The sequence below is a fragment of the Rhizobium sp. P38BS-XIX genome, from assembly GCF_012641435.1.
Classification (GTDB): Bacteria; Pseudomonadota; Alphaproteobacteria; order Rhizobiales; family Rhizobiaceae; genus Rhizobium.
On the sequence record NZ_JABAIJ010000001.1, the window covers coordinates 1,514,932 to 1,534,521 of the forward strand.

Genomic DNA, 19,590 nt, shown 5'->3' on the forward strand with positions numbered 1-19,590 from the left:
TCTCCGATAGGTGATTAATCGAGGCGCAAGCGACGTTCTGCAAAGACGTAGAGCGGTCGCCAGAGCGTTCTGTTGAAAAGAGTAACGAAAACCGACATGACGACGATGCCGAGGATGACGCGTGGAAAATCGCCTGCCTCCGTCGCCTTGGCGATGTAGGATCCCAGCCCGAAGGCTTCGAGTTTCGTGTTTCCCCAGCTGGCAAGTTCAGCGACGATGCTTGCATTCCAGGAGCCACCGGACGCTGTCAGCGCCCCCGTGACGTAGTACGGAAAGATCCCGGGCAGTATTGCGCGTCTCCACCAGGTCCACGACCCCAGCCGATACACCGCCGATGCCTCCCGCAGATCCGTCGGAAACGCACTTGCGCCGGCGATCACATTGAAGAGGATGTACCACTGCGTTCCCAGCACCATCAGTGGCGATAGCCAGATGTTGGGGCTTGCACCGGTGGCAACGATTGCGATCACCGCTACCGGAAACAGAACGTTGGCCGGAAACGCGGCAAGGAACTGAGCGAGAGGCTGAACCCGCTCTGCAACGGCTGGCCGAAGACCGATCCAGACGCCGAGTGGAACCCAGATCACGCTGGCAATCGCAATCAGAACCGCAACCCGAATGAGCGTCACGAAACCACCGGCAAAAGCGATCCGGACATCTCCCCAGGACAGCGTCTGGCTGAGATAAGACACGATATCCCAGATGCTCCAGACACCGACGGCTGCAATCAGAGCATACCAGCAATAGTCCATGACCCTGCTGACACCCCGCCCCTCGTTCCCCGTCGTTGCGACCGCCTTCGACACCGGAGACAGACGCACGAGCAGCAACCTGCCCCAAACTGCGGCAAAGGGTGCCATCGCATACTTCAGAAGGCGTGTGCGACGCACAAGCGAATAGACCCAGGAGCGCGGCTTCTGTTGGCCGGCCGTTTGCTCGAAGCGAAACTTGTCCGCCCAGGCGACGATCGGTCGGAACAGCAGTTGATCGTAGAGGAGGATGACCACGGCCATCGCAAGTACGGCCCAACCCACAGCCACAAAATCCTGTTTGTCGATGGCAACGGCCAGCCAAGAGCCCAGACCCGGAAGCTGCACGGTGGTATCGCCGACTGTAATCGCCTCCGAAGCGACCACGAAGAACCAGCCGCCGGACATCGACATCATCGTATTCCAGACGAGACCGGGCGCGGCAAAGGGAGCCTCCAGCCGCCAGAAACGCTGCCAGGCGGTCAATCCGAAACCACGGCTGACCTCATCGAGATCGCGCGGCACGGTCCGCAGCGATTGATAAAAGGAGAATGCCATGTTCCAGGCCTGGCTGGTGAAAATCGCAAAGATCGACGCACACTCCGCGCCAAGCTGGCTTCCTGGAAACAGCCCCATGAAGAAGGTCACGGTAAAGGTCAGGAAGCCGAGCACCGGCACCGATTGCAGGATGTCAAGTGCCGGGATGATGATCTTCTCGGCGCGGCGGCTCTTGGCGGCAAGTGTTGCCACCACGAAAGTGAAGATGAGGGATGCGACGATCGCTGCCATCATGCGCAGCGTTGTGCGCAGTGCATATTCAGGCAGATAGGCCGGATTGAGCGAGATCGGCGCCGTGGAAAGCCCTGACAGCGGCGCGCGCATCTCGCTCAACCCATGAAGAGTGAGATAGGCGACGGCCACGATGAAGGCGAAGGCGGCAAGATCGTAGCCGTTCGGCAGGATGCGTGCACCCGCCAACGCGGCTACGGCACTGCGCTCGCGTCGATCATTGGCAAGGAAAACCATGATAACTCCTTGAAAACAGGATGTTATGAATAACGGGTCGCCGGTTGACGAAGAGATCGGCAACCGGACGGCGCGTGCTTATAGGAGGAGCTCAGGCCGCCTGATGACTGTCGCCTTCATCGGAGACAGCGACACGTTCCGTGGTCCAGAAGCACTCCAGCTTCCCCGTCATCGGATTGGTGTGCCAGGCGCGAGCGCTGGGGGGATGCGGCGCGCACGAACGAAGGCGAAATGACCTTGGCCGGCAGAGCCTGCACTGCGGAAAACTTGATTGCGGACGAACGCCCGCGGAAAAGAACGATGTTGTTCATGACTCACCTCCACGGTCCGCCGATCGGCAGATCCGGAGGCGAGCCGGACAGGCTAGGCCCGACCGTCGCTCGCCCGGCAAGTGCCGATAGCGGTCCAGGTTATTGGGGTAACCATCCGGATGCAGCGCATAGCTACAGCCGGACAGCGACTAGGGTAACTGTCCATTGGTGTCTTGATCTGTTGTTTCGTTAGCCATCGCATCATGTTGCGCAGGCAAGGCCGTATTGTCACAGCCGCCGGAAGGGGTCAATCGAGCGATGGTGCAGTGCAATTATACCAAAGTATAGGTCAGGGGTTCTGGCGATCGCCGCGCCTGCAGCAAACCTTGAAAAATGAAGGCGCGGAAGGGTTTGGCAAAGATGCACGCTATGGAGACTTAGTTGACACAAGAAGACGGAAACGCCCGGCGCCATAAGCTCGTTGCCTCGAAGGCCCAATCAGGCTTGGTATCAACGCGACGATCCTCAGCGGCAACCACGGCATTGATCAGAAGCCGTGCATCGATAAGCTTTTGATTGACCGAATTTTCCCGCAATGTCCTCAACAGCTCGGCTGAGCGGCTTTCCTCCGGAAAGCATGACTGTACAATCTTCTTGTATGTTCGATCTTTGAAAAAGATCCCCCTCGCCGCTTCCAACAGACGATCATGCTCGGCTTTGGTGATCGCTTCGCGATGAAGGCATTCGGCAAGGGTGGCTCGAACATTGACCAAGGGCTCGCTCAACGGAAGAAACCCGAGCTCCGCCGGCCCATGCGACTGCGCGACATCGGCGTCATCCTCCAACACACCATTGGCGTAGTCGGCGTAAATCTTGCCAATGCCGATCATCCCGAAGGCTGCGCACTCGGCCGCTCGCAGGGCTCCCATGCTCGCAGCCCCGAAAACCTGCACCCCTCGCGCCAGACCGTCGAGGATCTCCTTGTGCCAGATCGCGGGCACATATTCGTAGACCCCATCGATCACACCAATGACATTGGCACCATCTTCGACGGCCTTGAAAAAATCGCCCTGCTTTGCGGGCGGCCGCAATTTGTAGCCGGCATCGAACGGCTGATTCGTCCCATGAAGGGTTGGACCCGCAAAAATCACTTTCATAATGACCTCGGAATCTTTCCCTCGACGCACGCGTCGAGCGTTGCCTTCGGATTCCGTTCAAATTTCATCGTGTCATTGAAATTTTACACAATAACATCTTCGAAAATACAGAACTGCGAATAGTCGAGTTGCAATTAATCACGCCTTGTCGCAAAAATATAGGACGAGTTTCATTCGCCATCCGGTCCCTGCCAGCCTCCAAATAGCCGAAACGCCCCAAGATGGCGGCCCTTACATATGTAAAACAATATAGAAGGTGCGATGCAATTTTTACTCAAAACATTTGGAGAGATCGCTCTTCTGGATGAAGAGGAACATTCGGTAGCATTCCCGGAAAAAGCACTATTGATACTGGCATATCTACTTACAGCTGAAAGAAAACATGCCAGCAGAACAAGCATTGCGCGATTTTTATGGAGTGAGGGCGACCTCGCAAACTCGCTGGCAAATTTACGAAAACTTATTTCCCGGATCAAAAGCAGACAATCGGATCTGAAAGCCGAATTTCTAACCTTCGACGACGCGGACATCCATCTGATCCAAGGCTCGCTATCCAGCGACATTGCTCCAATCCTCACGCCGATTGCGGCACCGGCGGAAAGCCTCGGCTACCTCACGACCCTGTTGCGATCGACGTTTCTCGAGAATGCGAATTGCCAAAGCCGCGTTTTCGTCGACTGGCGGGAAAATGAACGAAAGCGGCATTTTACGGCGCTGCGCCGCGCACTTGACGCAGTCATGCAGCCGCAACCGGCTGCCGAAATTGCCTTCATCAAAGAGGCAGCGTTGCTTCTTTTTGAAGCCGAGCCGCAAGATGAGAGCATTCACGCCATTTTGCTCAAGGTCTTCGACGCGGAAGACGGCAGGGATCAACTGAAGCGCCTGTTCGAGCGACGCAAGGATCTGGTTTCGTCCTGGCCTGCAAAATTGCCTGCGTCGCCACGCGCGCCGATGGCGAACGCTGCGGACCATTCACTCGGAAACGCAAGCCCGGAACACGAGACGGCGCACTCCGTGTTACGCATCCCGCGCGTCGCCTTGCTGCCGCCTGGCAATGACAGCTCCGATGCCGCCGCGGCCATGGTGGCCTCCTCGCTCATCGAGGATATCACTCTCGGCTTTTGCGCGTTGAACAGCCTTCGCGTCATCGCGCCCTATTCTGCCATGCAGATCAGCCGCCAAAGCGAAAACCAGCTGGCCCTTTTGCAGCGCTATGACATCAATTACGTCCTGGACACGCGGTTAAGCGGACATCAGGACGATCTCTCGCTGTTTTCGCAGCTTATCTATCTGTCGAACAGCGAGGTCGTCTGGGCGGAGCGTTTCAACTTTCGCAAGATGGACCTTGCGCGCAACAAGCGCGACATCTCCCGGCATATCGTTCTGGAAGTCGCCGGACAGGTGGAGCAGCATGAGCTGACGCGCACCTATTTCGAGCAAAATCCTGCGGCCTATCACCAATATCTGGTCGGCCAGCAGCATCTTCACCGGCTGACGTTGCCGAACATGCGCCGCGCCCGCAAGGAAATGAAAGCGGCACTACGCGAGAGCGCTGATTTTGCGCCGGCGCTCAGCGCCATCGCCCGCACCTATTCCAAGGAATGGCTGCTGACGGCACGCGGTGACATCGAACTTCTGAAGTCGGCCGAAGCCTTTGCTTCGCAGGCGATCGCCATCCGCGATGATCTGGCCGACGGCTATAGGGAGCTCGGCGTCGCCAAGGTGCTGCAGGGGGCCATCGACGAAAGCGTCGAGGCACTGGAACTCGCCGAAACCTTGAGCCCGCACTATGCTGATGTCATCGCCGACCACGCGGACACGCTAACGCACTGCTCACGCCCGCAGCTGGCGCTGGAAAAGATCACCCACGCCATGGAGCTGAACCCTCTAAGCCCGGATTCCTATCTTTGGACCGCCGCCGGCGCCAGCTACGCGCTCGGCCAGTTCGGCCAGACGGTGGACTATATTGAAAAGATGGCCGACAGCAGCTTGGCGGACAGGTTGTCCGCCGCCAGCTGGGCGATGCTCGGCGACAGCGAGAAAGCGCGCTTCTTCGTGCGCAGAACCCGCGAAACCAATCCTGACTTCGATGTCGACAGGTGGCTTGCCATCGTTCCCGTCAAGGAACAGTGGCATAAGGATATGTACAGAGAAGGTTTGAAGAAGGCAGGATTTTAACCAGCAAACCATTGGAAAAAAGGAAAAACGCATGGCACGCGTAGTTATTCTAGGAATTACCGGCGAAGAAGGCCTCTGGGTCGTCGATCTCGATGCCGGAACCGCAGCACCTCTCACCAATTCGGCCGACGCAAGCCTGCAGCCGATCGTCAACCTCCGCGCCGCAGGCGCCACCGTGACCAAAGGCGTCAACGTCGCCGTCACCGTAAAATCGGCAGACTCCGCATATTCCGGTCACTTCGACGGCTGATCTCGGACGATGCACGAGGAGGTGTCGAGATATTCGTCACCTCCTCATTGCCTGGTGACTCATGCAGCCAAGTCGCTGATGCCTACAGCAAAAAATCTCTATCGGGACGCATTTCGGACGGCCCAGGCGGACAGAAAATTGCCGATCGCCGCTGGCTTGATCAAGCTGTCTGAACCAACAATCTTGCTGTGGATGGAGAATGGTGGGCCCGGAGGGACTCGAACCCCCAACCAAGCGGTTATGAGCCGCCGGCTCTAACCATTGAGCTACAGGCCCCGGCACGAGAGAAAATCCCGCGCTCGCAGCTCCGAAGCAATGGTTCCCCGGAAGCCGACTTGGCTCTAACCCAATTTCTCTTTTCCGACAAGGGACTGCCGTAATACCTTCACAATCAATTAGCAAAAGCGAAGCCGAGGGATTATCAACCAAGGAACGAACCATGCTACTGACGAAAAACAGAGATTTTGCTCTTGCCGCTCTTGTCAGCACCACTTTCTTCGTGCCTGCGGCCGGAGCTTTCGCTGAAGACGCCAAGCCGCGCGAATCGGTTATCACGGTCACCGGTGAGGGACATGCGGCCATCGCGCCGGACATGGCCGTCGTGACACTCTCCGTCGTCCAGCAGGCGAAGACGGCTCAGGATGCGCTCGACCAGAACAACAAGGCCATGGGCGCCGTACTGGCGACGCTCAAGGACAGCGGCATAGCTCAGCGTGATTTGCAGACGTCGGGTTTCTCCATCCAGCCGCAATATACCTATCCCAACGACAAGGACGGCCACGGCCAGCCGCCGGTTCTGAACGGCTACCAGGTTTCGAATGGCCTCACCGTCCGCGTGCGCGATCTGACGAAGCTGGGCGGTCTGCTTGACCAGGCCATCAAGCTCGGCATCAATCAGGGCGGGGACATTCAGTTTACCAATGACAAGCCGGACGCGGTGCTGGAAGACGCACGCAAGAACGCCGTTGCCGATGCCGCCGCCAAGGCAAAGACGCTGACGGAAGCGGCAGGCGTCAAGCTTGGCCGCATCATCTCCATCCACGAAGGCAACGTCGCCGCTCCGCCGCAGCCCTATATGCGTGCCATGGCGGCAGCGGCGCCGATGGACAAGGCTGTTCCCGTCGCAACCGGTGAGAACGAATACAACGCCTCGGTCAGCATCACCTACGCCATCCAACAGTAGCCAAAAACAAAACCGCCCTTCGCTCAGATTCATGGAATCGAACAAAGGGCGGTTCCGCGGCCCCCGCCAAAGAAGGCTGGAAGGTCAGGAAGTGAACGGCGGGCGCTATATGCGCCCGCATTTCGTTCTAGCGGCCAAGCAATGGGCAGCCGCGAACATTCGCAAACATCATCGTATCGGGACCACGGCGGCCGAAACCATCGACGATAACACGGCGGGGCGTGACATCGACGACACGAGCGCGACGCAGGCCATAGCTGCGTGCAACATCCATAGCCTGACGCGGATCGCAGCCACGACGCTCGAAGCGCGGCGGCGGGGCGCGATAATCCGGCGGCGGCGGCCGATGATGACCGGGACCGACATAGATATCCAGCCCTTGAGCGGAAGCAAAATCCGCCGTGCCCGACAACGCAGTCATTGCGATAGCGGTGGCGACCCCCAATTTTGCCAGCAATTGTTTCATCTTAGTCTCCATGGAGCAAACAGGCTTCCCTCTCACGACACGGCAACGTGCGTTGGACGCGTGCTCGAGAGATAATGGCGCGATACTGAACGAGCTCAGAATCATCCATTCATCCGCTATTCAAGTACAATGAACGTCAAGGTGGTGCCAGATGACCGATAATAGCACAGCACAAAAATAAAGCCGCCTCGCAATTCCGAGGCGGCTTCGCATTCTATCGGATAGATGTGGAAAACCGGGGTGCCCCGTTCACACCATTAGCGGCGGATCAGCGGGCAACCGCGAACGTTGGCAAAGAAGACACGATCGGGGCCGCGGCGGCCAAAACCTTCGACGACGACGCGGCGCGGCGTGATATTGTCGATGCGAGCGCGGCGCAGACCCATCTCACGCGCTTTCTGAACAGCCAGAACCGGCGAGCACGAGCGGCCGCGATAATGATCGTAGCGCGCCTGCTGAATGCCCGGATGAAAATCATTCGCCGATGCCGTTACAGCTGTCGTGGAAATGGCGCCGAGCGCAATGAGAGCCGCAATACCTGCCTTGGCGAAAAGAGTGGTCATGGGTGTTTCTCCTTTGAATCCTTGCTTCGGGTTGTTGCAATCCCCGTTTATGGCGCATGCCTTTGGGATTGAGGGCACGTTAGGTCAGCCAAGCTGAACCGAACACGAACTTGCCATTCAGATTGTATTCATGGCGGTTAACAACCAGTTGACGAAACCGGCGCAAGGATCAGGCGGAAAGATGCAGGACGATTTCGCGCCGATGCGGACGGTCTCGATGTTCGAACAGATAGAGGCCTTGCCAGGTCCCCAGAGCCAGGCGGCCGTTCGTGACTGGAATGCCGATCGAGACCTGCGTCAGCGCCGCCTTGATATGCGCGGGCATGTCATCCGGCCCCTCCATGGTATGCACGATCCAGCGCATGGACGGATCGGAAGACGGAGGCACCAGCCGACTGAAAAATCCGTTGAGATCGGTCTTCACATCGGGATCGGCATTTTCCTGGATCAGCAGCGAGCAGGATGTGTGACGAACGAAGACGGTCAAAAGTCCCTCCCCGCCCTCCGCCTTCGCACGGACGAAATGCGCCGCCTGATCGGTAAACTCATAAAGTCCCTGCCCATGAGTGGACAGGGTGACGGTCGTCTGCGGCATGGCATCTCTCACATCTTGATATCGTCGTGATCCTCATGACCTCCGCTGCCGCGAACGGCTTGTCAAGCGCGCCCGCCGGCAGCCTCAAGCTTCGACGATCATGCTGAAACCACCATAGATCATCCGCTTGCCGTCGAAAGGCATGTCCTCCATGCTGCCGTCCAAGCGAGGATCCGCCATGACCTTCTTGACGATGTCATCCCTGCTTTCCCGGGACTCGTAGGTAATCCATGCAAACACCACGACCTCGTCCTCTGTCGCCTGCACAGCCCGTGGAAAGGACGTCAATTCGCCATAGGGTACGTCGTCTCCGACCGCCTCGACGTAGCTGAGCGCACCATGCTCCATCCAGACCTCGCAAGCCTTGCGGGCCAGAGCCTGATAGGCATCCAACTTCGCTTTGGGCACAGCGACGATAAAACCATCGACATAGGACATTTCCGCCTCCTCTGTTTTATACTGACATCTAAAACATGATCGACCACGGCGATGTCGGGCATAGGCCGTCGATCACCTTTGGCTGTGCATGGGGGCATGTCTGCGAGAATGAACACTAGCATAGAATATCGAGATGACCCACATCCGACGAACGCCAGCCTGAACACACTTGGGGCGCGTGCCTGGAACGACGATTCCTGGCGGGATTATTCGGCGATCCTGTCGCGCAGCCTTGCCCATGTGGGAGCCTTTGACGGCATGCGGCTCATAGGCTTCGTCAACGTTGCCTGGGATGGCGGCATTCACGCCTTCATTCTCGATACCTGCGTCGACCCCGATTTCCGTCGTCAGGGCATTGCGACCCACCTCGTCAAACGAGCAACATCTCTCGCTCGCGACCGCGGCGCCAAATGGCTGCATGTCGATTTCGAACCGCATCTTACGGGCTTCTATCGTAACCTCGGCTTCTCTCACACCGAGGCTGGATTGCTGCGCTTGCGCGACTGACCGATTGCGACCGTCCAGCTGGGATCACAAGGGTTCGCGCGCCTGCGAGAGCAGCCAGTTGCGAAACAACGCGGCCGCTGGATTTTGCAGGGCATTCGGAAGATAGAGCAAATTGTAGCTTACGGCTGCCGGCTGAACTTCGACGAAACAGCGCACCAGTCTTCCCTTGGCGATATCCCCGGCAACCAGCGAGCTGCGAACGAGGGCAAAGCCCCGCCCCTGTCGGCAAGCGTCCAGCATGTCCGTGAAGGAGCCGAATACCTCGCTATCCTCGACGGCCTGGACGATATCGAAATCTGGATCTCGCTCGCCTTCGACGGTGATTTGTTCGTACCAGCGCTGCCAATCCAGTATCGTATGCCGCATCCCTGCATAGCGCAGCAGGCGCGCCGCCTTTCTGGCGTTGCGCGGCGGTAGTTGTTTTGAAAGACCGGGCGAGCTGACGACGAACTCCTCATCGGTCAGCAGCTCCTCATGCACCAATCCCGCTTCGGCGCGCCCAAGCCAAATCGCCAGATCCGCCGACCCAGATTGGAAATCTGGACGATGGTAACCGACAGCCATCTTCAACTCGATATCGGGATACCGCTGACAGAAATCCGGCAGGCGCGACGCCAGCCATTGGCTTGAGAACTCTGGCGAGACGGACACCGCGACGTGCCGCGTCAAATTGCTTGCGCGCGCCTGATACAGAGCCGCCTCCAGCTCCGAAATCGTCCCGGAGATCGCAGGGTGGAGACGGGCTCCCAAGGCAGTCAGTCGTGCGCCGTGGCGGCCGCGATCGAACAGCCGGCCGCCGATCCAACCTTCCAGCTGTGCGAGCTGATGGCTGACTGCCGTCTGGGTCTGCCCGATCCGCTCGGCCGCGCGACCAAAGCCACCAGTCTCGGCGATGGCGCAGAATGCCTGCAATACCGACAGGGGTGGAAGCGGCCTCTTACCCATGAAAATCCTGCATGATGGATTGCGGGAAGCCTCATTATACACCGCATCTTTTCAGGCGCATCTGTCTTGTTTCGAAAGTTATGGGGGACCTGACAGATGAGAAAACATCATGCATGGAGCACGGCTTTCAGCTTTGCAATGCGGTTGATCGCATCGCTGCACTGCCATCACCGGAATACGGCGGCAAAGCAGGACAAGCTCAATCAGTTGGACGCGGCGAGCGAACATCTGCGGCGTGACATCGGATTGACCGATGACGCGGTAGCGAAGCGGCATTGCCGAAACGGCTAACCTTTCAGCGTCTTGACCTTGGTCAAATCAGGAAAGATCCGCATCCACAACAGCACGACCACGATAGTGCCGACACCGCCGACGATGCCGGTCAGGACCGGTCCGAGAAGACTCGCCAACATACCGGACTCGAACTCACCGAGTTGATTCGACGTGCCGATAAACAGCGAGTTCACGGCGTTGACACGGCCGCGCATCGCATCCGGCGTCAAGAGCTGCACAAGCGAGCTGCGCACCACCACGCTCACCGTATCCGACGCACCGACGACAAACAGAGCGGCCACGGAAAGGACAATGTTGCTGGAAAGCGCGAACACCACGGTGGCAATCCCGAAAATCAACACCGCAAACAGCATCTTCTTGCCGACACCGGTCTGCAAAGGTCGCCGCGCCAGCCAGATGGACATGACCAGTGCGCCGATGGCCGGTGCCGCGCGAAGCAGGCCGAGCCCCCAGGGACCCGCGTGCAGGATATCATGCGCAAAGATGGGCAGCAGTGCGGTTGCGCCGCCGAGCAGAACGGCAAAGAGATCGAGCGAGATGGTACCGAGCATGATCGGCCTGCTCCTGATGAAGGAAACACCGGCAAACACGGAACTCAGCGTCATCGGCTCGCGCGATGTCGGCTGCTGACGCTCGACGCGGATCGAGATGACGTTGATGCTCGCAATCACATAGAGCACGGCCGAGACGGCGAACGGCACGACCGGATCGAAACCATAGAGCAGGCCGCCAAGCGATGGGCCGATGATGAAGGCAGTCTGCATCATCGAAGTCGAGGTGGCGATGGCAACCTGCAGCAGCGATGAGGGCACGATGTTCGGCAGCAGTGCCGCCATTGTCGGGCGTTCGAATGCGGTTGCCGCCCCCATGACAGAGACCGCAACCAATATACCCGCCGGCCCAATCCACTGCCGCCATACGGCCACGGCGAGTACCAGGGCCGTCAGAGCCTCCACCAGTTGGCAGGCAAGACCGATGCGGCGTCGATCGAAACGATCCGCGACATGGCCGACGACGAAGGTCAGGATGACCATGGGCACGAACTGGAAGAGACCAACGAGCCCCAGATAGACGGCGCGGTGGCTTTGCTCGTAGATCATCCAGCCCATGGCGACGGTGACCGACTGAAAGCCTATCGAAGAGAAAACGCGCGATGCTACGAAGGACCGGTATCCGGGATGACCGAGCACGCTGGGCCGATCGAGATTCTGCAGGGTATCCATGGGCTTTCTTCGTCTTCCGGCGCGGGGCTGGAGACATGCTTTCTCAACGCTCTGAAACTCTATTGCCCCTGCTCTGCCTGAACACGACGGTTGTCAACCTCGTTTCTGCCTCCGCCAGACGTTCGCCCGGCACTAAAGATCAAATCGCGGTGATGAGCGGCTGAGAATTGCCTTTCGTGCTTCCGTCGACCAGGTGGCTGGCAGCTCCGCCGCCACGGTATCAATCAGCCGCGCGACATCTGCGCCGGCGGAATCGTGCATGGCTTCCGCCACGATCAGAACAGATCGCGTTTTCTCCCGCACGGCAGAAAGGCCGCTTTGCCGATTGGTCCAGCGCCGGGCGTGCGCCTGACCTGCTGCGTCGGAAAAGATCACTTCACCACGCTCCGGATGTTCCGTCTCGCCGGAAAAGGTCAGATAGGTTTCATCGCCGCCGGCGCGACGCACCTCCAGATCGCCCGAAATCTTCGCAAGGTCGAACACCGCAATCGGGATGGCGAACGCGATCGAGATGGCATTGCAGAGATCGACGAGCGGATGAAGCTCAGGCAGAGCGGCCTCCTGGCGAAAGCGACGCAATAGCGCCTCCGAAGCACAGCGATATTGCGTCGGCTTCAGGCCCATCTTTGAGAAAGCGCGACGCCACGCCTGAATTTCCGGCATTTCGCCTTCAGGACCGTGAGCCAATCGTTCCGCAGCCAGCTGATGATACCGGCTGATCCGATCCGCCACGACAACATCGGCGTGAATACCGTCGACGAGCAGCGCGCCGGCGACCAATTCTGGAAACGCGCTCCACATTTCATTCGAATGGCTAAACTGCATGTTCTCTCCTTCTTTGCGGCTTATCTGGCGTTCCAGAAAACCCTGCCATCACGCTGCGGTCTTGAAGGAAATTGCAGGAAATTCAGCAGGAAGCCGCATAGCTGCCGGGCGACACGCCGTAATTGCGAACAAACAGCCTGGTCATATGGCTTTGATCGGCAAAACCGCTGCCGGCGGCGGCCTCGGCCAATGGCGTGCCCTTCGCAATCAACCGCCTCGCCTTCTGGATACGGCGCTGGAGGAGATAAGCATGCGGTGTCAGCCCCGTCGCTTTATGAAACGCGCGCAAAAACTGAAATTGGCTTAACCCGCAGACACTGGCAAGCTCGGCGAGCGTGAGAGGCACCGAAGGATCATCATCGATCAGCTCGCGTGCCCGACGAATGACCGCCGGGACCTTAACCCCACGTGGGGGGCGCGTCCCTTCACGCATTATCGCTGCAATCAGAGTTAAGAGGCGCTCCTGGCACAGCAGTGCGCAACTCTGTTCGCATGTATCGAGCAGAAGCGGAAACAAGCTCCTGAAGCTCTTCGCCACCTGATTGTTGCGGATGACGGGCGACGGAAATTCTGCCCCGCCGCCGCCGCCCTCCGCGATATCCGCCAACAGATCGGCGATCAGCCGCGGATCGAAATACAGCATTGACCACGAACGGCTGTCGCCGATCGGCATGCCGTCATGTACCTCGTTGGGGTTGACGCTGATCACATCGCCGGCTTTGGCCGTCACTATGCCCCGCCCGCTGAGAGATGACTGAGCACCGGACTGGATCAGGCCGATGCCGAATTGATCATGCGTGTGCTTGGGAAAACTATGATCCGTCTCAGCGAAGACAGCCTCGACGCCCGGAACGGCGGAGCGAAATATCCGGAATTTGCCAGAGCGCATGCGCAACGCCTTCCCCGAAACGGTGGTCCTCATTCAAGCGTATCGGAGAAGCTTATCTTGTCGCAATCGCGCCTGGCAACGCCCGGTGATCGTCAACCAGGCCTGCCTCAATTCCGTGGCGCGTCAGAAGGCTCTTCCTGTGTCATCGCCACCGCGGCCTGTGTATTGCCGGCAACGGCGGCCGGCAGCGGCGTGCCGCGCCTGCGCTCCCGCGCCAGCGTCAACAATCCCGAAAAGATGATGAGTATGATGCCGAGCGCCATAGGCGTATCGATGCTGTCGTTAAACAGCAGATAACCGAAGATGATCGCCCAGATCATCTGGCTGTATTGTGGTGGCGCGACCAGATTGGCCGGCGCCATATGCGCCGCATTCATCAGCAACACGTTGCCGAGCGCGCCGAGCAGCCCATAGCTCGCCAGAAAGATCCACTGCGTCGGGGTCGGCATCGTGACCTCCGAGAGCATGAGGAAGCCACTGAAAATCAACGTGCCGAACAGGCCGGCGCCATAGAGCGAGATACGCTTTTCCTTCGCGCCGAGCGCGCGGTTGATGACAATGGAAATCGCCGACGCAAAGCCACCTATAGCGGCCGCGAGATGGCCGATCGAAAGCTCGCGAAAACCTGGACGCAGGACCACGAGCACGCCGATGAAACCGAGAATGACAGCCGTCCATCGCTGCCAGCGCACGTCTTCCTTGAGGAAGATCACCGACAGGATCGTCACAAACGACGGCAGCAGAAAGAGCAAAGCAAAGGCTTCCGCCATCGGCAGCTTCGTAAAGGCAATGACGGAGCAGATCGTGCCCGTCGCGCCGCAGACGAAGCGCAACAGCCACATGGGCCGGTTTGTCGTCTTCACCGTGTCAAGCCAGGCATCTTCCCGCCGCTTCAGGAATGGGACGGCGGCAAAGCCGAACAATGCGCCGATGAAAGCGACCTGATAGGACGGCAAGCCTCCATGCAGGATCTTGATCGACGCATCGCTGAAGGCAAAGACGGCATAGGACGCGAAGGCCACGAGGACTCCGCGCAGGGCGGAGCGGCCAGCGGCCGCGGAACTGGAATCGGCTGTGATCGAGGACATGGGAATCGTAAAACGTGCGATGGAAGGACACTGAATCAGTCAGATACAGGCAATTGTATGATGAAACGAGCCGATTTTCGATTGGGATGAGAATAAACTATTATTTCAGGCGGCCGCTGTCGGCGAGCACAGGATCAATTCCCAAGAAAGCCCAACTTATCGACCTGGCTCGGCGAGAGGTGGCCTCTGTTTGTATAGGAAAAAGCGTTGACCTTCAGCGCATCGCCGTCCACTTCGCATGTGAACGCAACTCTCTGCCAGCCGCTGGGCGTCTGCACTGCAACGCCGTCACCAAATAGTGTGGCATCGGAAACCATCGCTTGAGACAAAGCAGAGTTAACATAACCGACCGCTCGTAAATCGTTGCGATACTGAAGTTTTTCCTCCGAATTGCAAAGATATGCGACACGCTGGCGTCTCGGCAGCTTTTTCCAGGCATCGTATTCACTCTTGGAAAGGCGCGCCATCTCGGCACTCGAATAAAGCTTCTTGGCTTGGATGGCTCTTTTTGGTGCGACCGATTTGGGCGGCTGCGGTTCTGTTACCAATGCCGTGCCCTCTGCCGGATTACCCTGATTTCCCGACGGGGACTGACTTTCAGCATTTTGCTGCGACGGAGACGGCTTCACTGACGGAACGGCGATCTTGGGCGCTACCTGGGCTTCGATTTTATCTTCACCCTTTGGAGATTGCTGCGGCGGGTCGACTGACGGTGCTTGTGCCGCCTGTTGCCCTTCTGGATCATTGGGATCGGTCGACGGGGCCTGTGGTTGCTCAATCTGCGAGTCTGAAGGCTCGTTTGTTGCGAGAACATCTGGTGCGGTTGAACTGGCTTTGTTGGTGGCATCGCTGGCCGGCGGTTGAGCAGCATTGGTCTGCTGATCCTTCGCATCGGCCTGTTGCTGGGCTTGCTGGGCCTCTTGCGCCGCTTGAGCCTGAGCAGCCGCTTGTGCGGCGGCTTGAGCCTGCGCCTCTGCCGCCTGCTGTTCGGCGGCGTTGTCGTTCGCCTGCTCCACAGCGTCCGCCTGTTGCGTCGTGTTCGCGTCCTTGTCCTCGCCCTTCATGTCAGGAAAAGGCGTCTCCGTCGCGGAAGGCTTGTCTTCCGCCTTTTCGACAGGCTTGGCGGCGCCTGGATCGTCGGGCTTGGGCGCGGGCTTTTCTTCCGCTTTCTCTACGGGTTTGTCGGTCTTGGTCTCGTCAGGCTTGGCGGGTGGCTTATCCGCTGGCTCTTTGCCCTGGGGATCGGATTGCTTTGGCGGCTGCTGGTCCGATTTTTTCCCTTCAGGTTGCTGCGGCTCGTCCTTGGCCTCGGCCGTCTGCTGCGCCGGCTTCTCGTCGGGCTTCTGCGTCGGCTTCGGAGGCTGATCGGGCTTCTCGTTTTCCTTCGTCGCCAGCTCCTGCTTTTCTTCCTTCTGTGGCACCAATTCGACATTGACGCTTTGCTCGGGTTTGGCCTGTGGCGGCGCCGGCAGCAGCGGCAATAGGAAGATCGCGACAAACAGGACGTGCAGAAGGACCGACAGGACAAAGCCCGGCCTCATCTCCCTTTCCCGTTTTTCCGCAACCTTCTCCATCGTTTAGCGGATGGCTCGCACGGGTAAAGCAATCAAGAGGAAATTGCGCATCGATTCATTCGATCCTTGCCGGCAACACATTCAAAGAGACGTCAAACCGCTGACATATGGTATCCGACATCTCGCCGCGAAAGAGGCATCTGTCGAAATCGAACTTGTCAGGCCTCCATGCGATCCGCAATGGCGCAAAAACAAACCTGCGTGATTGCTCCGTCCTTGGCGCCTCAAGTCCACCGCTAAAAGAATTCATCCAGTAGCCGGTAGTACGTCATCTTTTCGGGATGCAGCTCGAAGTTTCCGTAGGCGATCAGAAACTCCGGAACAAGCTCGACACCAAAATTGCGTTCGATGCTGCCGCAGGCAAGCGCCATATCCTGATGCCGATCGGCAATGCCGAGGCGTCCACAATCAATATAGCCGCTAAAAAATTTTCCATCGATCATAAAGTTCGGAAGACAGGCATCGCCGTGTGTCACGACCCGATACTCAGTTTCCGGCCTGCTTTCCAATAGCTCTCGAAAGAGGTCCTGTGCCGGCCGTCCCAGCCTCGCTTCGTCAAAATCGTCTTCATCCACGAGCCCGGCATTCATCCGTGCCCGTGCCTGTGCGATCTTGCTGTCCAATCGATGATCGAAAGGACATGCGGACACATCGAGGCTGTGCAACTGTCGCAAAGCACTGGCCAGAGAATGAATTTTTTCAGCTGGTGACGATTTGATATCGCTGATGAGGTCGGCGCCGGGAAGCGCGCTCATCAGCAACCATTCACGCCCCTCGTCCATCTCATGGGCGATGACCGTCGGGCAGCTGATTCCCTGAGAGTTCAGCCACCGCAATCTGGCAACCTCGCCCGAAAGCTCACCGAGGGGATGACGAATTTCGGTCTTGAGATACACAGGAACGCGGTTATCAGCCTCCAGCCGAAAGACATTGGCCGTAGAGCGGCCAAGTGCATCCTGCCGCCACTCATATCCCTCCAGCAGGCCGCGCAAAGAGGCCGGCAAAGATAGGTTGGACGCCTGCGCTTCACTCGCCATCACCAAAACCCTGATCCGATCTGCCTTCAAAGGAAAACCCGGCTCGCTTTCGCAAACCGGGCTTGATGTCGTTTAAAAGCTCTCGGCAGCCTTAGCTGTCGAGGAAGCTTCTGAGCTTGCGGCTGCGGCTCGGATGCTTGAGCTTGCGCAGCGCCTTGGCTTCGATCTGGCGAATACGTTCGCGGGTAACCGAGAACTGCTGGCCGACTTCTTCGAGCGTGTGGTCGGTGTTCATACCAATGCCGAAGCGCATGCGCAGCACGCGCTCTTCGCGCGGCGTCAGCGATGCCAGAACGCGGGTCGTCGTCTCGCGCAGGTTTGCCTGAATGGCGGCGTCGATCGGCAGAAGCGCGTTCTTGTCTTCGATGAAATCGCCGAGATGCGAATCTTCTTCGTCACCAACAGGCGTTTCGAGCGAAATCGGCTCCTTGGCAATCTTCAGAACCTTGCGCACTTTTTCGAGCGGCATGGCAAGCTTCTCGGCCAGCTCCTCCGGCGTCGGTTCGCGGCCGATCTCGTGCAGCATCTGGCGCGATGTACGAACGATCTTGTTGATCGTTTCGATCATGTGCACCGGAATACGGATCGTACGTGCCTGGTCGGCGATCGAACGGGTGATCGCCTGACGAATCCACCACGTCGCGTAGGTCGAGAACTTGTAGCCACGGCGATATTCGAACTTATCGACCGCCTTCATCAGGCCGATATTGCCTTCCTGAATGAGGTCGAGGAACTGCAGGCCGCGGTTCGTGTATTTCTTGGCGATGGAGATGACGAGGCGCAGGTTGGCTTCGACCATTTCCTTCTTGGCGATGCGCGCTTCGCGCTCGCCCTTCTGCACCATGTGAACAATGCGGCGGAATTCCGAGATCGAGATACCGGTTTCGGTCGCAAGATTCTGAATTTCCTGGCGGATATCGCGGATCGTCGTGTTTTCGCTCTTGGCGAATTCCTTCCAGCCGCGAGCGGCCAGGTTACCGATCGACTTCATCCAGTTCGGATCGAGCTCGGCGCCCTGATACTGTTCCAGGAAGCTGTCGCGCTTGACGCCATAGGATTCGGCAAGACGCAGCAGGCGGCCTTCGTTCTGAACCAGGCGCTTGTTGATGTCGTAAAGCTGCTCGACGAGAGCATCGATACGATTCTGGTTCAGCGACAGAGACTTGACCGACTTGACCAGTTCATCCTTGAGTTCCTTGTAGCGGCGTTCCTGTGCCGAAGACAGCGTGCCGGAAGCCGACAGGCGCTGCTCGACCTGCTGGTCCTGCAGCTTACGCAGCTTCTTATAGGTCTCGGCAATGGTATCGAGCGTCAGCATGACCTGCGGACGAAGCTCGGCTTCCATGGCCGCAAGAGAAAGGCTGGACTCGTCTTCGTCCTCTTCCTCTTCCTCGATCGGCAAGCCTTCGCCGCCGACATTGGTGATATCGTCGTCACCGGACGGTGCGCGACCGCGACGGGCCTTTTCCTTCTCTTCGGCAGCTTTGCGGTCGGCCTCGATCTTCTCGGGGCTCTGGAACTGCGGCGCTGCCTTGGCTTCGGGACCGGAATAGGTGGTTTCGAGGTCGATGATCTCGCGCAGCAGTGTGGTGCCTTCGTTGAGTTCGTCGCGCCAGATAATCAGCGCCTGGAACGTCAACGGGCTCTCACAGAGACCACCGATCATGGTTTCGCGGCCAGCCTCGATGCGCTTGGCAATCGCGATTTCGCCTTCGCGCGACAGAAGCTCGACGGAGCCCATTTCGCGCAGGTACATGCGCACCGGGTCGTCCGTACGGTCGGTCGGCTCTTTCTTCTTGGTGGTGGCAAGCGCCGAGCCGCTGGTCGGAGCCAGTTCGCCGCCCTCGCCGTCTTCGTCGCCGCCGGCATCGTCGTCGTCGCCTGAAGCAGCACCTGCCTCTTCGACGTCTTCGTCTTCAATGACGTTGATGCCCATGTCGGACAACATCGCCATCGTGTCTTCGATCTGTTCCGACGTCACTTCTTCGGACGGCAGGACGGCGTTGAGCTCGTCCATCGTCACATAGCCGCGCTTTTTCGCGGCCTTGATCATCTTCTTGACCGCGTCATCGGAAAGATCGAGAAGCGGGCCGTCCGAGGTGCCGTCGCGTTCGACTTCAGCTTCTTCGTTCTCTTTGACCTTGGTTGCCATCTCTATATCGTCGCTTTCCCTGACGCTGCAAACTTACACGCGGTAGAACATTTCAATCCAGCCGGCACGCCCTGCGCCAGCCTCGACTCACCGGTAAACACCTAACGGAATGATCTTTAATGCCCGATTAACCACGATCACCTCTAGCGGATTGCAAAGCTGGATTGCGTTTTGGTTTCCGGCCATGGTACTAGGTGATC

19 protein-coding genes and 1 tRNA gene are annotated in these 19,590 nt (G+C 58.5%); 5 read left to right on the forward strand and 15 right to left on the reverse strand.

Going from position 1 to position 19,590, the window contains the following annotated elements:
* Nucleotides 1-14 precede the first annotated feature (14 nt).
* Together HGP17_RS07340 and HGP17_RS07345 are read right to left on the reverse strand one after the other, a co-directional pair.
* Complete coding sequence (locus HGP17_RS07340; protein ID WP_168807311.1) at nt 15-1,775, reverse strand: ABC transporter permease subunit; 1,761 nt, start codon at nt 1,773-1,775, stop codon at nt 15-17.
* 688 nt (nt 1,776-2,463) lie between these two features.
* Entirely contained in the window at nt 2,464-3,183 is a 720-nt protein-coding gene (locus tag HGP17_RS07345) for a TfuA-like protein (protein ID WP_168807313.1), read from the reverse strand.
* 738 nt (nt 3,184-3,921) lie between these two features.
* On the opposite strand from HGP17_RS07345, the gene HGP17_RS07350 reads away from it, so the two are divergent.
* Nucleotides 3,922-5,361 (forward strand): hypothetical protein, encoded by a 1,440-nt coding sequence (locus HGP17_RS07350; protein WP_348648892.1) that lies wholly within the window; start codon nt 3,922-3,924, stop codon nt 5,359-5,361.
* A gap of 31 nt (nt 5,362-5,392) precedes the next feature.
* Nucleotides 5,393-5,611, forward strand: a complete 219-nt coding sequence (locus HGP17_RS07355; RefSeq protein ID WP_168807317.1) for a hypothetical protein — start codon at nt 5,393-5,395, stop codon at nt 5,609-5,611.
* Between the two features lie 200 nt (nt 5,612-5,811).
* Here the strand turns inward: HGP17_RS07355 and HGP17_RS07360 are convergent.
* Nucleotides 5,812-5,887 (reverse strand) — tRNA-Ile (locus HGP17_RS07360).
* 163 nt (nt 5,888-6,050) lie between these two features.
* Here HGP17_RS07360 and HGP17_RS07365 point away from each other — a divergent pair.
* Nucleotides 6,051-6,794: an SIMPL domain-containing protein gene (locus HGP17_RS07365; RefSeq protein ID WP_168807318.1), complete on the forward strand. Its 744-nt coding sequence runs from the start codon at nt 6,051-6,053 to the stop codon at nt 6,792-6,794.
* Between the two features lie 127 nt (nt 6,795-6,921).
* Here the strand turns inward: HGP17_RS07365 and HGP17_RS07370 are convergent, their stop codons facing one another.
* The 4 genes from HGP17_RS07370 to HGP17_RS07385 form a co-directional block, all read right to left on the reverse strand.
* Nucleotides 6,922-7,260, reverse strand: coding sequence for a hypothetical protein (locus tag HGP17_RS07370; RefSeq protein ID WP_168807320.1), 339 nt, complete (start codon nt 7,258-7,260; stop codon nt 6,922-6,924).
* A gap of 257 nt (nt 7,261-7,517) precedes the next feature.
* Nucleotides 7,518-7,823 (reverse strand): hypothetical protein, encoded by a 306-nt coding sequence (locus HGP17_RS07375; RefSeq protein WP_168807322.1) that lies wholly within the window; start codon nt 7,821-7,823, stop codon nt 7,518-7,520.
* A gap of 169 nt (nt 7,824-7,992) precedes the next feature.
* Nucleotides 7,993-8,418, reverse strand: coding sequence for a secondary thiamine-phosphate synthase enzyme YjbQ (locus tag HGP17_RS07380; RefSeq protein WP_168807324.1), 426 nt, complete (start codon nt 8,416-8,418; stop codon nt 7,993-7,995).
* Between the two features lie 84 nt (nt 8,419-8,502).
* Nucleotides 8,503-8,856 (reverse strand): DUF1428 family protein, encoded by a 354-nt coding sequence (locus HGP17_RS07385; protein WP_168807326.1) that lies wholly within the window; start codon nt 8,854-8,856, stop codon nt 8,503-8,505.
* Between the two features lie 108 nt (nt 8,857-8,964).
* Between HGP17_RS07385 and HGP17_RS07390 the strand changes: the two genes are divergently transcribed.
* Entirely contained in the window at nt 8,965-9,363 is a 399-nt protein-coding gene (locus tag HGP17_RS07390; protein ID WP_168807328.1) for a GNAT family N-acetyltransferase, read from the forward strand.
* 24 nt (nt 9,364-9,387) lie between these two features.
* On the opposite strand, the gene HGP17_RS07395 is transcribed toward HGP17_RS07390, so the two are convergent.
* A complete protein-coding gene (locus HGP17_RS07395) occupies nt 9,388-10,308 on the reverse strand; it encodes a LysR substrate-binding domain-containing protein (RefSeq protein ID WP_168807330.1) in 921 nt (306 codons plus the stop codon).
* A gap of 96 nt (nt 10,309-10,404) precedes the next feature.
* Here HGP17_RS07395 and HGP17_RS07400 point away from each other — a divergent pair, with 96 nt between their 5' ends.
* On the forward strand, nt 10,405-10,599 hold the full coding sequence (locus HGP17_RS07400; RefSeq protein WP_168807332.1) for a hypothetical protein: 195 nt from the start codon (nt 10,405-10,407) through the stop codon (nt 10,597-10,599).
* Here the strand turns inward: HGP17_RS07400 and HGP17_RS07405 are convergent.
* From HGP17_RS07405 to rpoD, 7 genes are all read right to left on the reverse strand, one after another.
* Nucleotides 10,596-11,825, reverse strand: a complete 1,230-nt coding sequence (locus HGP17_RS07405; RefSeq protein ID WP_168807334.1) for an MFS transporter — start codon at nt 11,823-11,825, stop codon at nt 10,596-10,598. The genes HGP17_RS07400 and HGP17_RS07405 overlap by 4 nt on opposite strands.
* Before the next feature lie 132 nt (nt 11,826-11,957).
* Complete coding sequence (locus tag HGP17_RS07410; protein WP_168807337.1) at nt 11,958-12,650, reverse strand: phenylalanine--tRNA ligase beta subunit-related protein; 693 nt, start codon at nt 12,648-12,650, stop codon at nt 11,958-11,960.
* Between the two features lie 82 nt (nt 12,651-12,732).
* Nucleotides 12,733-13,539, reverse strand: a complete 807-nt coding sequence (locus HGP17_RS07415; protein WP_168807339.1) for an AraC family transcriptional regulator — start codon at nt 13,537-13,539, stop codon at nt 12,733-12,735.
* A gap of 107 nt (nt 13,540-13,646) precedes the next feature.
* Entirely contained in the window at nt 13,647-14,627 is a 981-nt protein-coding gene (locus HGP17_RS07420; protein ID WP_168807341.1) for a DMT family transporter, read from the reverse strand.
* A 134-nt stretch (nt 14,628-14,761) separates the two neighbouring features.
* A complete protein-coding gene (locus HGP17_RS07425; RefSeq protein ID WP_168807343.1) occupies nt 14,762-16,201 on the reverse strand; it encodes a DUF930 domain-containing protein in 1,440 nt (479 codons plus the stop codon).
* Between the two features lie 236 nt (nt 16,202-16,437).
* The gene (locus HGP17_RS07430; RefSeq protein WP_168807345.1) at nt 16,438-17,238 is read right to left on the reverse strand and encodes an APH(3')-II family aminoglycoside O-phosphotransferase; all 801 of its coding nucleotides are present in this window, start codon (nt 17,236-17,238) and stop codon (nt 16,438-16,440) included.
* Nucleotides 17,239-17,329: 91 nt separating this feature from the next.
* Complete coding sequence (gene rpoD, locus HGP17_RS07435) at nt 17,330-19,390, reverse strand: RNA polymerase sigma factor RpoD (RefSeq protein WP_168807347.1); 2,061 nt, start codon at nt 19,388-19,390, stop codon at nt 17,330-17,332.
* Between the last annotated feature and the right edge of the window lie 200 nt (nt 19,391-19,590).

What these genes read in the sequence shown, in the direction of transcription:
- HGP17_RS07420 (WP_168807341.1), bottom strand. Translation starts at nt 14,627, where the DNA reads ATGTCCTCGATCACAGCCGATTCCAGTTCCGCGGCCGCTGGCCGCTCC.
- HGP17_RS07345 (WP_168807313.1), bottom strand. Translation starts at nt 3,183, where the DNA reads ATGAAAGTGATTTTTGCGGGTCCAACCCTTCATGGGACGAATCAGCCG.
- HGP17_RS07365 (WP_168807318.1), top strand. Translation starts at nt 6,051, where the DNA reads ATGCTACTGACGAAAAACAGAGATTTTGCTCTTGCCGCTCTTGTCAGC.
- HGP17_RS07390 (WP_168807328.1), top strand. Translation starts at nt 8,965, where the DNA reads ATGAACACTAGCATAGAATATCGAGATGACCCACATCCGACGAACGCC.
- HGP17_RS07405 (WP_168807334.1), bottom strand. Translation starts at nt 11,825, where the DNA reads ATGGATACCCTGCAGAATCTCGATCGGCCCAGCGTGCTCGGTCATCCC.
- HGP17_RS07350 (WP_348648892.1), top strand. Translation starts at nt 3,922, where the DNA reads ATGCAGCCGCAACCGGCTGCCGAAATTGCCTTCATCAAAGAGGCAGCG.
- HGP17_RS07395 (WP_168807330.1), bottom strand. Translation starts at nt 10,308, where the DNA reads ATGGGTAAGAGGCCGCTTCCACCCCTGTCGGTATTGCAGGCATTCTGC.
- HGP17_RS07370 (WP_168807320.1), bottom strand. Translation starts at nt 7,260, where the DNA reads ATGAAACAATTGCTGGCAAAATTGGGGGTCGCCACCGCTATCGCAATG.
- HGP17_RS07415 (WP_168807339.1), bottom strand. Translation starts at nt 13,539, where the DNA reads ATGCGCTCTGGCAAATTCCGGATATTTCGCTCCGCCGTTCCGGGCGTC.
- HGP17_RS07375 (WP_168807322.1), bottom strand. Translation starts at nt 7,823, where the DNA reads ATGACCACTCTTTTCGCCAAGGCAGGTATTGCGGCTCTCATTGCGCTC.
- HGP17_RS07430 (WP_168807345.1), bottom strand. Translation starts at nt 17,238, where the DNA reads ATGGCGAGTGAAGCGCAGGCGTCCAACCTATCTTTGCCGGCCTCTTTG.
- HGP17_RS07385 (WP_168807326.1), bottom strand. Translation starts at nt 8,856, where the DNA reads ATGTCCTATGTCGATGGTTTTATCGTCGCTGTGCCCAAAGCGAAGTTG.
- rpoD (WP_168807347.1), bottom strand. Translation starts at nt 19,390, where the DNA reads ATGGCAACCAAGGTCAAAGAGAACGAAGAAGCTGAAGTCGAACGCGAC.
- HGP17_RS07380 (WP_168807324.1), bottom strand. Translation starts at nt 8,418, where the DNA reads ATGCCGCAGACGACCGTCACCCTGTCCACTCATGGGCAGGGACTTTAT.
- HGP17_RS07355 (WP_168807317.1), top strand. Translation starts at nt 5,393, where the DNA reads ATGGCACGCGTAGTTATTCTAGGAATTACCGGCGAAGAAGGCCTCTGG.
- HGP17_RS07400 (WP_168807332.1), top strand. Translation starts at nt 10,405, where the DNA reads ATGAGAAAACATCATGCATGGAGCACGGCTTTCAGCTTTGCAATGCGG.
- HGP17_RS07340 (WP_168807311.1), bottom strand. Translation starts at nt 1,775, where the DNA reads ATGGTTTTCCTTGCCAATGATCGACGCGAGCGCAGTGCCGTAGCCGCG.
- HGP17_RS07410 (WP_168807337.1), bottom strand. Translation starts at nt 12,650, where the DNA reads ATGCAGTTTAGCCATTCGAATGAAATGTGGAGCGCGTTTCCAGAATTG.
- HGP17_RS07425 (WP_168807343.1), bottom strand. Translation starts at nt 16,201, where the DNA reads ATGGAGAAGGTTGCGGAAAAACGGGAAAGGGAGATGAGGCCGGGCTTT.